Origin of the sequence: Paraburkholderia aromaticivorans (assembly GCF_002278075.1) — a bacterium.
GTDB lineage: Bacteria > Pseudomonadota > Gammaproteobacteria > Burkholderiales > Burkholderiaceae > Paraburkholderia > Paraburkholderia aromaticivorans.
Genome location: NZ_CP022989.1, coordinates 423302 through 438177, shown reverse-complemented (window position 1 = coordinate 438177; position 14876 = coordinate 423302). Strand labels below are relative to the sequence as shown.

Annotated in this window: 13 protein-coding genes; 11 read left to right on the top strand and 2 right to left on the bottom strand. The window is 62.0% G+C overall.

Annotation, left to right across the window (positions count from 1 at the left end; genetic code table 11):
- Positions 1-44 precede the first annotated feature (44 nt).
- Both CJU94_RS01865 and CJU94_RS01860 read right to left on the bottom strand, forming a co-directional pair.
- A protein-coding gene (locus CJU94_RS01865; protein WP_095417314.1) for an IS5 family transposase occupies positions 45-856 on the bottom strand; the annotation gives its coding sequence in 2 pieces (ribosomal slippage) (positions 45-517 and positions 517-856; 813 coding nt in all).
- 86 nt (positions 857-942) lie between these two features.
- A complete protein-coding gene (locus CJU94_RS01860) occupies positions 943-1821 on the bottom strand; it encodes a symmetrical bis(5'-nucleosyl)-tetraphosphatase (RefSeq protein ID WP_095420179.1) in 879 nt (292 codons plus the stop codon).
- 204 nt (positions 1822-2025) lie between these two features.
- On the opposite strand from CJU94_RS01860, the gene CJU94_RS01855 reads away from it, so the two are divergent.
- The 11 genes from CJU94_RS01855 (at position 2026) to CJU94_RS01805 (ending at position 14824) form a co-directional block, all read left to right on the top strand.
- Positions 2026-2937, top strand: coding sequence for a GDP-mannose 4,6-dehydratase (locus tag CJU94_RS01855; RefSeq protein WP_095417313.1), 912 nt, complete (start codon positions 2026-2028; stop codon positions 2935-2937).
- A 459-nt stretch (positions 2938-3396) separates the two neighbouring features.
- Positions 3397-4458, top strand: coding sequence for a dTDP-glucose 4,6-dehydratase (gene rfbB, locus CJU94_RS01850; protein ID WP_095417312.1), 1062 nt, complete (start codon positions 3397-3399; stop codon positions 4456-4458).
- 10 nt (positions 4459-4468) lie between these two features.
- Positions 4469-5362, top strand: coding sequence for a glucose-1-phosphate thymidylyltransferase RfbA (gene rfbA, locus CJU94_RS01845; protein ID WP_095417311.1), 894 nt, complete (start codon positions 4469-4471; stop codon positions 5360-5362).
- Positions 5347-5898 (top strand): dTDP-4-dehydrorhamnose 3,5-epimerase, encoded by a 552-nt coding sequence (gene rfbC, locus CJU94_RS01840; protein WP_095417310.1) that lies wholly within the window; start codon positions 5347-5349, stop codon positions 5896-5898. The genes rfbA and rfbC overlap by 16 nt, the downstream gene beginning before the upstream one ends.
- A complete protein-coding gene (rfbD, locus tag CJU94_RS01835) occupies positions 5895-6797 on the top strand; it encodes a dTDP-4-dehydrorhamnose reductase (RefSeq protein ID WP_095417309.1) in 903 nt (300 codons plus the stop codon). The genes rfbC and rfbD overlap by 4 nt, the downstream gene beginning before the upstream one ends.
- Before the next feature lie 69 nt (positions 6798-6866).
- The gene (locus CJU94_RS01830) at positions 6867-7694 is read left to right on the top strand and encodes an ABC transporter permease (protein ID WP_341868361.1); all 828 of its coding nucleotides are present in this window, start codon (positions 6867-6869) and stop codon (positions 7692-7694) included.
- Positions 7684-9063 carry an ABC transporter ATP-binding protein gene (locus tag CJU94_RS01825; RefSeq protein WP_095417308.1) on the top strand — a complete coding sequence of 460 codons (1380 nt, stop codon included), beginning with the start codon at positions 7684-7686 and terminating at the stop codon, positions 9061-9063. The genes CJU94_RS01830 and CJU94_RS01825 overlap by 11 nt, the downstream gene beginning before the upstream one ends.
- Before the next feature lie 80 nt (positions 9064-9143).
- Positions 9144-10238, top strand: coding sequence for an NAD-dependent epimerase/dehydratase family protein (locus tag CJU94_RS01820; protein ID WP_095417307.1), 1095 nt, complete (start codon positions 9144-9146; stop codon positions 10236-10238).
- 9 nt (positions 10239-10247) lie between these two features.
- Positions 10248-11174: a glycosyltransferase family 2 protein gene (locus tag CJU94_RS01815; protein ID WP_095417306.1), complete on the top strand. Its 927-nt coding sequence runs from the start codon at positions 10248-10250 to the stop codon at positions 11172-11174.
- A gap of 9 nt (positions 11175-11183) precedes the next feature.
- Positions 11184-12908: a methyltransferase domain-containing protein gene (locus CJU94_RS01810; RefSeq protein ID WP_095417305.1), complete on the top strand. Its 1725-nt coding sequence runs from the start codon at positions 11184-11186 to the stop codon at positions 12906-12908.
- A 2-nt stretch (positions 12909-12910) separates the two neighbouring features.
- Complete coding sequence (locus CJU94_RS01805) at positions 12911-14824, top strand: glycosyltransferase family 2 protein (RefSeq protein ID WP_095417304.1); 1914 nt, start codon at positions 12911-12913, stop codon at positions 14822-14824.
- Positions 14825-14876: the final 52 nt, after the last annotated feature.

The window sequence follows — 14876 nt, the reverse complement described above, 5'->3', positions numbered from 1 at the left end:
CTTAGTGACCGCGCTTCGTGACTGCCTTTGAAGCTGTTGCGAAATTAGTTAAACATTGGCTTGAGACGTGTCCAGCAAATTAAGGCACAAGCCAGAGAGAGGAAGGCTTCATGGATATGGGCATAACGTTCGTAGCGAATTTTCAGGCGTCGAAACGAGTGAAGCCATGCAATCGAACGCTCGACTGGCCAGCGCGTTTTGCCGAGACCACTTCCATGGGGCGAGCCAATTTTTGCGAGCACCGGCGTGATGCCGCGTTCTCTCAAACGTTGCCGATGTGGTTCGGAACTGTAGCCCCGGTCGCCCTGAACGATTTGTGGTTTATGCAAGGGGTGCCCCCGCTTGCCTCTGATGTGCGGAATTGCCTCAACCAGCGCATCGAGTTGGGTAATGTCGTGGCGGTTCGCTGCACTCAGGATGACCGCGAGCGGGATGCCTTGCGCGTCGACGATGAGGTGGTGTTTGCTGCCGAGCTTGCGCCGGTCCGTGGGATTCGGGCCGGTTTTTTTCCCGCCAGCACGGCGCGAATCGATGAACTGTCCACGAGCGCGCGCGACAAATCGATTTCGCCACGACGACGCAGTTCGGCCAGCAGCGTTTCGTGGATGCGTTGCCAGACGCCTGCTTCCTGCCATGCGACGAGCCGTCGCCAACAGGCAGTGCCTGAGCCGCACCCCATCTCCTGCGGCAGGAGATTCCACGCAATGCCTGAGCGCAGTACGAACACGATGCCCGTCAGTACAGCGCGGTCGGGTGTTGGCTTGCGCCCGGCATATTGCCGATTGCGAGGTGCTCGCGCAGGCAGAAGTGGTTCGATGAGTGACCACAGTTCGTCGTCTATGAGTTCTTTAGACATCGCTTCCTGTCAGGCAAAACAAGACAGAAAGTTAACACCAAGCCAGAAAAGTTAACAGCCCCAGAACTTAATTTCGCAACAGCTTCTTAGTTGCCGCCGCCCGGCGCGCGACAGTTATCACAATCGACCTGCGTCAGCGTGCGTTCCGCGGGGTTTCGCGCGAGTCGCACGGCAGACAGCTTTTCACCCCACACGCAGCCTGAGTCGAGTCCGATCAGGTTGTCGCGCAAGGTCAAGCCGAGCGCGGCCCAATGACCGAACACGACCGTCACGTCGGCAGTCTCGCGCGACGGCACATCGAACCACGGCATGCAACCGGGCGGCGCCGCGTTCAGGCCGCCGCTGCTGCTGAAATCCATCGCGCCTTCGGCGTTGCAGAAGCGCAGTCGCGTCAACGCGCTGCACGTCAGGCGCAGCCGCTCGATGCCCTTCAGTCCCGGCTTCCACCGGTTCGGCTCATTGCCGTACAAACCGGCGAGCGTCTCCTTCCAGTTCGGCGCGCGCAGGGCGCGCTGCAATTCGTCGGCGAGTTCGAGCGTCATGGTCGCATCCCACTGCGGCAGAACGCCGGCATGGACCATCAGCATGCCGTTGTCGAAGTGGGCGAGCGGACGGTGCCGGACCCATTCGAGGAGGTCGGCGGCATCCGGCGCGGCGAGAATCTCGTCGATCGTGTCGCCTTTCTTCGACTTGCGAATCCCCGCCGACACCGACAGCAGGTGCAGATCGTGATTGCCCAGCACCGGCACCGCGCGCTCGCCCAGCGCAATCACGTCGCGCAGCGTAGCGAGCGACTCGGCGCCGCGGTTGATCAGGTCGCCCGCGAACCACAGCGGCGTGCCGGCCGGCGGCGCGGCCTTGGCGAGCAGTTGCTGGAACGGCGTGCGGCAACCTTGCAGATCCCCGAACGCGAGCGGGACCGGGTGCTGGGCGGAGGAAGCGAAAGACGGAGTGGCGGGTGTCATCGAGGAAGTAAGGGCGGTTTGATACATGCTGTTACGCACGAGGCGTGCCGCGTTGGGCAGTGCAGCATGCTAGCGTGACATAATAGCCCGTTTGAAGTGCCCGTATCGCGTCAGGCGGCGCAAGACGCCGCCGGCAAGTGCTCCGGCGAACGGCGCGCGCGATATTGCAGCACAACACGATGACCCTCGTGAACGGAGAACAGCATGTCGTCTTTTCATGCGCAGCAACCTATCCGTACGCTCGTAACCGGCGCGAGCGGCTTCACTGGCCGCTATCTGGTCGATAACCTGCTCGGCCGAGGCCACACTGTGATCGAAACGGTCGCGGGGCGCAGCGAGCCGGAAACGCCCACTCGCGTGAGGCTCGACATCACGTCGCCGGACGCCTGCCGGCGCGCGATCGAAATCGCGCGCCCCGACTACATCGTCCATCTGGCTGCAATCAGCTTCGTGGGCCATAACGATCCGCTCGACTTTTACCGCGTCAACGTGCTCGGCACGTTGAATCTGCTGGAGGCGTGCGCCGCTGTGGGTCACACGCCGCGCAAGCTGTTGATTGCGAGCAGCGCGAACGTCTACGGCAATGTGACGAGCGACGCGATCGACGAGAGTTTTCCGGTCACGCCGGTCAATCACTACGCCGCCAGCAAGGCGGCGATGGAAACAATGGTGCGGACCTGGTTCGACCGGCTGCCGATCCTGATCGTGCGGCCGTTCAACTACACCGGCCGCGGCCAGGCATCCAACTTCCTCGTGCCGAAGATCGTCGAGCACTTTGCGCGCCGCGAACCATCGATCGAACTCGGCAATATCGACGTCGCGCGCGATTTCTCCGACGTGCGCTACGTGGCCAACGCCTATGAAGCGCTGCTCGACTCCGAAGCGGCTGCCGAGACGGTCAACGTCTGCACCGGCACGCCCTTCACCTTGCGTGAAATTCTCACGGCGGCGAGCGACCTGACAGGCCACGAACTCGAGATTCAGATCAATCCGGCCTTCGTTCGGCAAACCGACGTGAAAATACTGGCCGGATCGCCCGCCAAACTACGCACGCTCGTGCCGAAAGTGGAGGCGATTCCATTCATGGATACGCTGCGCTGGATGCTCGCGGCTTAACCGTCTTATTTGCAACCCTCCGCGATTTTTCTTGCGGCGTGGTGACGCGCCACCTTCGCTCGCGTATAAACAATCGTCATGCGCCGAGTGAGCTTTTGATTATTCAGGCATATGCGCTATTCGTCGCACAATTCCCCGTGTATTGCGCTGATTTAGTCCGCTCCCATTCCATTGGTACGATGGTTCGCCGTGCTTTTCGGCCGCTCGCCGCGAGATCGGGTTTCAACGTCTCGGTCGAATCAACTGATGGAAACCAAATTGTCAAGCTGTTTCAAGTTGTTAGGGTTCTAGTTTTTAAAGCTGGCCGCTTTATAATCGGGGCTTCATAAGATTGGCGTTTGAGCGCCTGCCCGCATTGCAAGGGCGGCGGCGGGCGTCGACAAGAATCCGCACCACAACGCGCGGTAGCAGGTCAGTGAACCATTTCGACCCGCCGCCAACATCTAGAAGGGAATTTTCATGATTCTGGTAACGGGCGGCGCCGGTTTTATCGGCGCCAATTTCGTGCTCGACTGGCTCAACGCGTCGGACGAAGCGGTACTGAACGTGGACAAGCTGACGTACGCCGGCAATCTGGGTACGCTGAAGTCGCAACAAGGCAATCCGAAGCACATCTTCGTGCGCGCGGATATCTGCGACCGCGGCGCGCTCGACGCGCTGTTCGCCGAGCACAAGCCGCGTGCCGTGTTGCACTTTGCCGCGGAAAGCCACGTTGACCGTTCGATTCATGGACCGGCTGATTTCGTTCAAACGAACGTGGTCGGCACCTTCACGCTGCTCGAGGCGACGCGCAACTACTGGAACGCGCTCGGCGAGGTCGACAAGGCCGCTTTCCGCTTCCTGCACGTGTCGACCGACGAAGTGTTCGGCTCGCTGTCCGCTACTGATCCGCAGTTCTCCGAAACCACGCCGTACGCGCCGAACAGCCCGTACTCGGCCACCAAGGCGGGATCGGACCATCTGGTGCGCGCCTACCACCATACGTATGGTTTGCCGGTGCTCACCACGAACTGCTCGAACAACTACGGTCCGTACCAGTTCCCCGAGAAGCTGATTCCGCTGATGATCGCCAACGCGCTCGCGGGCAACGCGCTGCCGGTGTATGGGGACGGCCAGAACGTGCGCGACTGGCTGTACGTGGGCGATCACTGCAGCGCGATCCGCGAGGTGCTCGCGCGCGGCACGCCAGGCGAGACGTACAACGTGGGTGGCTGGAACGAGAAGAAGAACCTCGAGGTGGTGCACACGCTGTGCGACCTGCTGGACCGGTTGCGTCCGAAGGCGGGCGCGTCGTATCGCGACCAGATCACGTATGTGAAGGATCGTCCGGGCCACGACCGCCGTTATGCGATCGACGCGCGCAAGCTCGAACGGGAGCTGGGGTGGAAGCCGGCGGAGACGTTCGAGACGGGTCTGGAGAAGACGGTGCAGTGGTATCTGGACAACCAGGCCTGGTCGGACGAGGTGGCCTCGGGCGAGTACCGCAAATGGGTTGAGACCAACTACGCGCAGCGCGCGTAAGGGCACGGCAATGGCGCGCAAAGGCATTATTCTCGCGGGCGGTTCGGGCACGCGCCTGTATCCGATCACGCACGTCGTCTCGAAGCAGTTGCTGCCGGTGTACGACAAACCGATGATCTACTACCCGCTGTCCACGCTGATGGTGGCGGGCATTCGCGACGTGCTGATCATCTCGACGCCGCAGGACACGCCGCGCTTCGAGGCGATGCTCGGCGACGGCAGCCAGTGGGGGATGAACATCCAGTACGCGGTCCAGCCTTCGCCGGACGGGCTTGCGCAGGCGTTCATCATCGGGCGGGACTTCGTGGCTAACGACCCGTCGGCGCTGATACTCGGCGACAACATCTTCTACGGTCACGATCTCGCGAAGCAACTGGAACGCGCCGATGAGCAGGACCAAGGCGCTACCGTGTTCGCGTATCACGTGCACGATCCAGAGCGATATGGCGTCGTTGAATTCGACAAGCAGTTCCGGGCGCTGTCGATCGAGGAGAAGCCCGCGAAGCCGCGCTCGCACTACGCGGTCACCGGCTTGTACTTCTACGACAAGCAGGTTTGCGATATCGCCGCCGATATCAAGCCGTCGCCTCGCGGCGAGCTTGAAATCACCGACGTCAATTCGCGTTATCTGGCGAACGCCGCGCTCAATGTCGAAATCATGGGACGCGGTTATGCGTGGCTCGACACCGGCACGCACGATTCGCTGATCGAAGCGGCGACATTCATTGCCACGCTGCAAAAGCGTCAGGGTCTCGTGGTTGCGTGTCCGGAAGAGATTGCATTCCGGCGGCAATGGATCGACGGCGAGCGACTGCTGGCTCTCGCCAAACCGCTCGCGAAGAATGCCTACGGGCAATATCTGCAAAATATTCTTACGGATCAAGTGGCATGGCCATCCAAGTAACCGCTACAGCGCTGCCTGAAGTCAAGATCATCGAGCCGAAAGTGTTCGGCGATGCGAGAGGCTTTTTCTTCGAGAGTTTCAATGCGAAGGAGTTCGCCGAGCAGGTCGAGCCCGGCGTCGAGTTCGTGCAGGATAACCATTCGCGCTCCGCGAAGGGCGTGCTGCGCGGGCTGCACTATCAGATCCAGAATGCGCAGGGCAAACTCGTGCGCGTCGTTGAAGGCGAAGTTTTCGACGTCGCGGTCGACATCCGCGAGAGTTCGCCCAATTTCGGGAAATGGGTCGGGGTGGTGCTGACGGTCGACAACCATCGGCAATTGTGGGTGCCGCCGGGCTTCGCGCACGGCTTCGTGGTGCTGTCCGAATCCGCGCAGTTTCTCTACAAAACCACCGACTACTGGTATCCCGAGCACGAGCGCAGCATTCTCTGGAACGATCCGGAGATCGGCATCGAATGGCCGATTGATCTCGAGCCTCTGCTCGCGGCGAAGGATGCGGCGGCCAAGCGGCTGGTGGAAGCGGAGGTGTTCGCATGAAGATTCTCGTCACCGGTGCGAACGGCCAGGTTGGCTGGGAACTTGCGCGCAGCCTTTCGGTGCTGGGCGAAGTGCGCGCCGTCGATCGCCGCAGCTTCGATCTCTCGAAGCCCGACACCTTGCGTCAGTCCGTGCTCGACTTCCACCCAGACGTGATCGTCAACGCGGCGGCCTACACGACCGTCGACAAAGCTGAAAGCGAGGAAGCGCAGGCGACTACGATCAACGGCGAGGCCGTCGGCGAACTCGCGCGCGCGGCGCGCGAATGCGGCGCGCTGTTCGTCCATTACTCGACCGACTACGTGTTCGACGGCTCGAAGCAGGGTGCGTATCTGGAAACGGACGCCACCTGCGCCGTCAATGCCTACGGCCGCAGCAAACTCGCCGGCGAACTCGCCACGCGTGAGGCGGGCGGCGACTGGCTGGTGTTCCGCACGACTTGGGTCTATGCCGCGCGTGGCAGTAACTTCATGCGCACAATATTGCGTCTGGCGGCGATCCGCGAGGAGTTGCGCATCGTAGGCGACCAGTTCGGCGCCCCGACGTGGGCACGCAACATCGCCGACGCCACCGCGCAGATTGTGAGCCGCGCGATAGCCGAGCGACGCGGCGGCACGTTCCGTTCGGGACTGTTCAATCTGTCAGCGGGTGGCTCGACCAACTGGCACGGCTATGCCGACGCGATCATCGCGGAGGCGCGCCGGCTGCAGCCCGACACTGAGTACATGGTGAAATCGGTCGTGCCCATCCGCACGGACGAGTATCCGTTGCCAGCACCGCGTCCGGCCAATTCGGTATTGTCCAACGACGCGCTGCAGACGCGTTTCGGCGTTCGCCTACCGGACTGGCGAGTCGGCATGTCGCTCTGCTTGGCCGACTTGCTCACCGCGTTCCGCTAAGTGCCGGAACCTTTCACGACACTTCAACAGGAAGGGGTACCCGGCCACGCGGTACGGTTTCTTCATAATATGGACGCAACTTCGAAATCCTTGACATCGCTGGTGGTTTCCTTATATGGCAATCGCGGGCTCATTTTTCAGATGACCAAACGGGAGGTCATCGGCCGCTATCGAGGGTCGGTGTTCGGGCTCGCATGGTCGTTCTTCAACCCGGTGCTGATGCTGGCGGTCTACACCTTCGTGTTTTCGTTCGTCTTCAAGTCGCGTTGGGGTGCGGCTGCCACCGCGCCGGTCGGTCATGGTGAATTCGCGATGATGCTCTTCGTCGGCATGACGGTGCACGCGCTGTTCGCCGAATGCATCAACCGTTCGCCGCTGCTGGTGCTGCAGAACGCGAGCTACGTGAAGAAAGTAATCTTCCCGCTCGAGATCTTTCCTGTCATTGCGCTGTGCTCGGCGGTGTTCCATCTTTTCATCAGCATGCTGGTGCTGGTCGCGGGCCTGCTGCTGGTGAACGGATCGGTGCATCTGACGGTGCTGCTGTTTCCCCTCGTAGTGCTGCCGCTGTTTCTGCTGTCGCTCGGCGTGGGCTGGTTTCTGGCCGCAACGGGCGTCTATGTGCGCGACATCGCGCAGGCCACGGCGTTTCTTGCCTCCGTGCTGATGTTCTTGTCGCCGGTGTTCTATCCGATCTCCGCGCTGCCGGAGAAATACCGTATCTGGTTGCAGCTCAATCCGTTGACCTTCTTCATCGAGGAGAGCCGGGCTGTGCTCGTCGGCGGCAGCCTGCCGGACTTCGCCGCGCTTGGGCTGTATCTCGTCGCCAGCGTCGTGGTGGCCTGGCTCGGCTACTGGTGGTTCCAGTCTGCGCGCAGGGGGTTCGCCGATGTCATCTGACAATCTGGCGATCCGCGTTAATCACGTCGGCAAGAGCTATTCGATCTACGACCGGCCGCAGGATCGTCTAAAGCGCGCGATCTTCTACAGGCTGGGGCTGCTGCTGCCGGGCTTCAACGTGCGTGCGGAAGCGGCCGCGACCGAGTTTCACGCGCTCAAGGACGTGTCGCTCGACATCGCGCGCGGGCAGACGGTTGGCGTGATCGGGCGCAATGGCTCGGGCAAGTCCACCCTGCTGCAGATCATCTGCGGTACGCTCGCGCCTTCGGCTGGCGACGTGCAGGTGCACGGCCGCGTTGCCGCGCTTCTCGAACTGGGCGCAGGCTTCAACCCCGAGTTCACCGGACGTGAGAACGTCTACCTCAACGCCACACTGCTCGGGTTGAAGCGCAAGCAGATCGACGAGCGGCTCGAAGCCATATTCGAGTTCGCCGATATCGGTGCGTTCATCGATCAGCCGGTCAAGAAGTATTCGAGCGGTATGTACGTGCGGCTCGCGTTCGCGGTGCTCGCGCATGTCGATGCCGATGTGCTGATCATCGACGAGGCGCTCGCTGTGGGCGACGCTTTCTTCACGCAGAAGTGCATGCGCTTCTTGCGTACCTTCATGAAGACTGGCACGGTGCTATTCGTGAGCCACGACACCAACGCGGTCATCAATCTTTGCGAGCGCGTTGTGTGGCTCGACAAGGGCAGCGTGCGGGCCGTCGGGCCGGCCAAGGACATTTGCGAGCAGTATCTCGAAGCGTACTATCAGGCTCAGCATGAGGCTTCAGGCGCCGCGGTATCGGGGCAGCGCAACGCGGTGCTGAGCGGCTCCGTCAAGGTGGATCAGCATTATCACGATCAGCGCAGTGACCTGATCAACGGTTCGGCGTATCGCAACGACATCGAAGTGTTCACCTTCCAGGAAGATGCCAATAGTTTCGGCCTAGGCGGCGCGAAGATCACGCATGTGGGGCTGGTTGACGACGAAGGTCGGCGTCTGACCTGGGTGGTAGGCGGCGAGTCAGTGTGCGTCGAGGTGCGGGTGAAGACGCTGCAGCCGCTCGCGCGACCAATCATCGGCTTCCTGGCGCGCGACCGACTCGGCCAGAATCTGTTTGGGGAAAATACCTACATCACGACGCAGCTCACGCCGATGCACACCATTGCGGGCACGACGCTGACGGCGCGCTTCCGCTTCCACATGCCGCGCATGCCAGTCGGAGATTATTCGATCACCGCCGCCGTCGCCGATGGGACGCAGGACGAGCACGTCGTTCATCACTGGGTACACGATGCGATCATCTTCAAGTCGCATTCGACGAGTGTGAGCACCGGCTTGCTGGGCTTGCCGATGCGTTCTGTCGAACTGGAAAGCGAATGAAGCGCATGGGCGCGCAGGCATGCGGCACGGGCCTGACCGCCCGGGACGAGCTTAGTAATATTGAAATGAGAGAGGGAAGCATGAGCGATCAGAACACACTGCCGTACTTTGCCGGCAAGCGCATTCTCGTGACGGGCGGCGCGGGTTTCATCGGCTGCGCGATCGCGGCACTGCTCGCGCCCGAGGCGGCGCGATACGTGGTAATGGACAACTTGCATCCGCAGGTGCACAAGACGCAGACGCGTCCCGAGGCGCTGCATGAGCGCGCTGAGCTGATGGTCGGCGACGTCACCGTGCCCGCCGATTGGGACAGGGTATTTGCGGAGTTCCGGCCCGAGGTCATCGTACATCTGGCGGCGGAGACCGGCACCGGGCAGTCGCTGACCGAGGCGAGCCGCCACGGTCTCGTGAACGTGGTCGGCACGACGCAGATGACCGACGCCGTGGGCCGTCACAGAATCGCGATGCAACATGTGCTGCTGACCAGCAGTCGCGCCGTCTACGGCGAAGGCGCGTGGCGCACGGCGGATCGCCAGATTACCTATCCCGGGCAGCGCGGTCACGCGCAACTTGAGGCGGCGCAGTGGGATTTCCCCGGCTTGGTGTCGCTGCCGTCGAGCGTCGCGAATACAATCCCGCATCCTACCAGCGTGTACGGCGCGACCAAGCTGGCGCAGGAGCATATCCTTGCGGCATGGTCCCTGTCGATGAAGGTGCCACTCTCGATCCTGCGTCTGCAGAACGTCTACGGCCCGGGCCAGTCGCTCACCAACTCGTACACGGGCATCGTCGCGCTGTTCTCGCGGCTCGCGCGCGAGAAGAAGTCCATTCCGCTTTATGAGGACGGCGATGTCACGCGCGACTTTGTGTCGATCCGCGATGTCGCCTCCGCGATCGTCGCGGCACTGGCGGCGCCGCCGGCGGCCAGCCAGTATTTCGATGTCGGCTCGGGTGTCGCGACCTCCATTCACACGCTCGCTTCGCTGATCGCCGATTATTACGGCGCGCCTGCGCCGCAGGTGAACGGCCAGTTCCGCGATGGCGACGTCCGCCATGCCGCCTGCGACCTGTCGAGCACGCTCGCCAGCCTGCGCTGGACGCCGCAGGTCAAGCTCGACGCGGGCCTCGCGGAATTGCAGGACTGGATCGCCAGCGAAGAAAACAAACAGGCTTAGGAGCGCGGCTTGAACCAACACGACACCCAACTACAAGGCGCGGCCTCGCTGCGCATCCAGTCGATTCTCTACGGGAACACGCAGCAGCACGTCGATCAATCGCTCGCGAGCCTCGGGCGTGCCGTGGAACTGGCGATTTCGTCGGGCGCCTTGTCGAAAGTGCAGATGGCGTTCGGCGATTGTTCGCCCGACCCTGTCTTCACCGACGAAGAGATCGAGGAGCGCCGCAAACGCTTTGAGGCGCAAGGTCTCGGCGACATTCAATACGAGTTTTATGACAAGAATCTGGGCTCGGCCGCCGGTCACAACCGTCTGCTCGAGGGCCTCAATTCCGAACTCGTGCTGATCCTGAATCCGGATACGGTCGTCGCGCCCGACCTTTTCATCGAACTGGTCAAGCCGATGCGCGAGCGTCAGCGCGTGGCTGTCGTCGAAGCGCGTCAGGTTCCGATCGAGCATCCGAAGGACTACAGCGTCGCGAGCGGCGAGACGGGTTGGGTGACGACGGCGTGCGCGCTGGTGACGGCCGCCGTCGCCAAGGAGGTGAATGGGTTCGACTCAGAGTCGTTCTTCCTCTATTGCGACGACGTGGACTTCTCTTGGCGCATCCGGCTCGCCGGCTACAAGCTGGTGTTCCAGCCGTCGGCGGTCATCTTCCACGACAAGCGCCTGTCTCAGGAAGGCAAGTGGATCGTGGGCGCGGCGGAAGAGTACTTCTCGGCCGAAGCCGCGATGATGCTGAGCTACAAATACTCGCGCGCGGATCTCGCCGATCGCATCGAGCGGCAGTTGCTCGACGCCGGCAGCGAATCGGAAAAGAAAGCGGCGCGTAAATTCCAGTCGCTGAAAGAGAGCGGCAAGTTGCCGGTGCAGATCGATGCGGATCACAAGGTCGCGCAATTCATCGATGGCTTTTACAGCAAACATAGATTCTGAACGGACGACATGAGTAACGCATACGACCATCCTTACGAATCCGGCACCGTCTATAGTCGCGTGGTTGAGCTTCTACACGTGCATGCCGGCACCGGCGGCGTTCATCTCGATATCGGCTGCGGATACGGCCCGATCGCTGAACCGGTGCGCGAAACGGGGTTGACCTATGTCGGCCTCGATCTCGACGGCACCCGTTTGCAAGCGCTCGACGAGCGGGGCTTCGAGACCCACGCGATTGATCTGTTGGATGAGCACGCGGCCATCGCGACCCTGCGCGCCGCGTTGGGCGACCGCACGCTTGCATCGATCAGCATGATCGACACGCTCGAGCACATCACCAATGGACCGCAGTTTCTGAACGCGCTCCGAAACTTCGCGGAGAATCGCGCGGCGCTGTTCGTGATCGCGGTGCCAAACGTCGCGCACCGCGATCTCGGCGCGAAGCTCCTTGCCGGCCGCTGGGACTATACCGTCGAAGGACTACTTGACCACACACACGTCATTCACCACACCGACCGTTTGCTAAACGCGATGATGTCGAGCGCGGGCTGGACGGAAGTGGCGCGCGCGGACTTCCAACGTCAGCGTAGCGATCAGTATTTCCCGAGGTTCGATCCGCTTGTATCGGACGCCACGCCGCTGAATCGTTACCTCAGCCAGATTCGCGAGGCCGCCGACGATTTCTCGTCGATCAACGAACTGGTGCGCGCGTATTTGCCGGGCCCGCGCAAGGTGGCGCCGCTTGTCGTCGAACCCGTCGAGGAGCGTCCGTTCCTCTCCATCGTGATGCGTACACAAGGGCGCCGGCTCGCGAGCTTCCGCGATCTGCTGCTGGCGCTCACGGCACAGACGTCGCGGGACTTCGAGCTGATCGTGATTCCGCACAGGGTGGAATTCGAGTTGCAGAAGCGCATCGAGCGCATCGTCGAGGACATGCCCGAAGCCATTCGCAACCGTTCGCGCATCGTGCCGTGCGATCGCGGCGGCCGTACCACGCCGCTCAATTTCGGCTTCGAGTTGGCGCGAGGTCACTACATCACGATTCTCGACGACGACGAAATGATCTTCGCCCACTGGGTGGAGACGTTCCAGAAAATGGCCGAGAAGTCGCCGGGCCGCATGCTGCGTACGGTGGCGGTGGAGCAGGACATCGCCGAGACGGCGGACACCGCAGCGGGCGGCAAGGGTTACGCGGTAGTGGGCGCGATTCGTCATCCGTTCCCGGGGACGTATGACTTCTACGCGCATCTGCATCAGAATTACTCGCCCCCCGTGGCGATGTCGTTTCCGCGAGCCGTGTTCCACGAGTTGGGCTTGCGCTTCGATGAGTCGCTCAATACCGCTGAGGACTGGGATTTCGAACTGCGCTGCCTGTTCATGTGCGGCGTCGAGGCGTCGCCCGAGATCACCTGCATCTATCACAAGTGGAAGAAGGGTGAGTCGTCGTACTCGATCCATTCGCAAAGCGATTGGGAGCGCGACTATCACATGATCCTGGCCAAGATCGACCGGCAATATCACGTGTTCCCGCCCGGCACGATCAAGCTCATCAACGATCAGCGCAAGTGGATCATCAAGCTCGAGAACGACATCGCGTACATGAGCCGCACGAAGTCCGCGAAGCGCTCGGTGCTCGAGCTCCTGCATCGTCATCCGGCGCTGCTGACGTTCGCGTCGCGCTCGAACAAGGTGGCGCGACAGATCGGGCGAGGCATTGTGAGGCGCTTGCGTTGAGTGTGACGGCGATCGATCCTGCCCTCGAGGGCTCGCTCACTGACGCGTGGCTGGCCACCGGGCAGGCGGTAGACATCTCGCTGGTTGTCTACCGCAACACGGTAGAGGAGGTCGAGCGCCTGCTCGACAGCATTGCGCGGCAGACGATCGCCGCGCGGCTCTTACCGCATGTGCGCATCCGCAATAACGACCGCGCGCTTGCGGAGCAATGGGAGACGCTGGCCATGCGGCGCAACGCGTCGTCGTCGAGCGGCGTCTCCGTTTCGGTGACGCACTCCGCCGAGAATCTCGGCTTCGGCCGCGCGCACAACGCGAACATCGCGCTTGGCGACGCGCCCTTTGTGCTAGTGCTCAATCCGGATCTCGAACTGTTCCCGGACGCGCTCGAGGAATTGCTCGCCGAAGTCGAGCCGAACACGAAGGTCGCCGCGTGGGAAATGCGGCAGACCCCCTTTGAGCATCCGAAAGACTACGATCCTTCCTTTCTGACGACGAGTTGGGTCAGCGGTGCGGCAGTATTGTTCCGGCGGGATGCGTTCGACGCAGTCGGCGGTTTCGACGAGCGAATCTTTTTATACGGCGAGGACGTTGACCTCTCTTGGCGGCTGCGCGCGAGTGGCTACGCGCTCAAATACGTGCCACGCGCCGCCGTCGTGCATTGGACCTATGCGACAAGCGGCGAAGTGAAGCTCGCGCAGATTTTCAACGGCATCTACGCGTCGCTGTGTTTGCGTGCGCGTTTCGGCACCTGGCGGGATATCGCTGCTGGTCTTGGGCTGTCGCTGGTCGAACTGAGCGGCATCCGCAAGCTGCCGCGCGGCCGCCGAGCGACGCTCGATAGCCTGCGGCGATTCGCGCGATCACTGAATTACTTCCGGTCCAGCGGCGCGACGTGGCGCGAACGCGGCTTTCGGGGCGAATTCCTGCTGTGGAACTATGGCCGCCGCCGCCTCGGCACGTTTCATCGGTTTGCCACCGCGCCGCTCGCGAAGGACGCGTGGCCGCTCGTCAGCGTGATCGTGCGCACGCACGCGCGCGCGGACCTGTTGCGTTACGCACTCCTTTCCATTGCGCACCAGACATACCCGAACATCGAGGCCGTGGTAGTGGAGGATGGGGCGCCCACCGCGCGGGCGATGATCGAAGCCGAATTCACTTCGCGCCTGGCGATCCGCTACGAGGCTACCGTCGAGCCGGTCGGACGCAGCGCGGCCGGCAATCGCGCGCTGGCGATGGCGCGCGGCGCATGGTTGTGTTTCCTCGACGATGATGACCAACTCTACGCGGATCACATCGAGGTGCTGATGACGGCGGCCGCCGAACACGGCGTCAATGCCGCGTACGGTGCCGCGGACTTCGTGCCGTCGACCGTGCGCCACGACGCGCAGGGCCGTCTCGTGATCGAGGAAGGTGAGCCGTACACGCACTTCCGGCTGTTTTCGCAGATCGCGATGTGGCAGGAGAACCTAGTCCCGATCCAGTCGGTCGTCTTCAAGCGCGAGCTCTATGAGCGTCACGGCGGCTTCGACGAATCGATGGACCAACTCGAGGACTGGCTGTTGTGGACGCGTTACGCGCTCGACGGAGATTTCCACGCGGTGCGCAAGACCACGTCACGCGCGCGCGTGCCGCAATCGCACGGACTCGCGGTGACGCGCCAGCACAAGCTGCATCAGAGCTACGAGCGCGTGGTCGAAATGCAGAAGTCTATGCGCATAACCTTGTCGCCGCGCGATGTCGTGGAGATGGTGGACGAGCAGGTGCGTTCCCAATCGCTCCTTTATATTTCCCGGCGCGGCGCAAGGCGCTTTGCCGCGAAATATCCAATATTGACGCGCGTATTCGGATCGCAATCCAGACTTTCGTTCATGCTGCGAACAGTTTCAAGAAGATTGAATCAATTTCGTCAGAAATAACGCCATATGACGCGCCGCCTGACATAGGCGAGGGAACTGTGGATAAAAGATA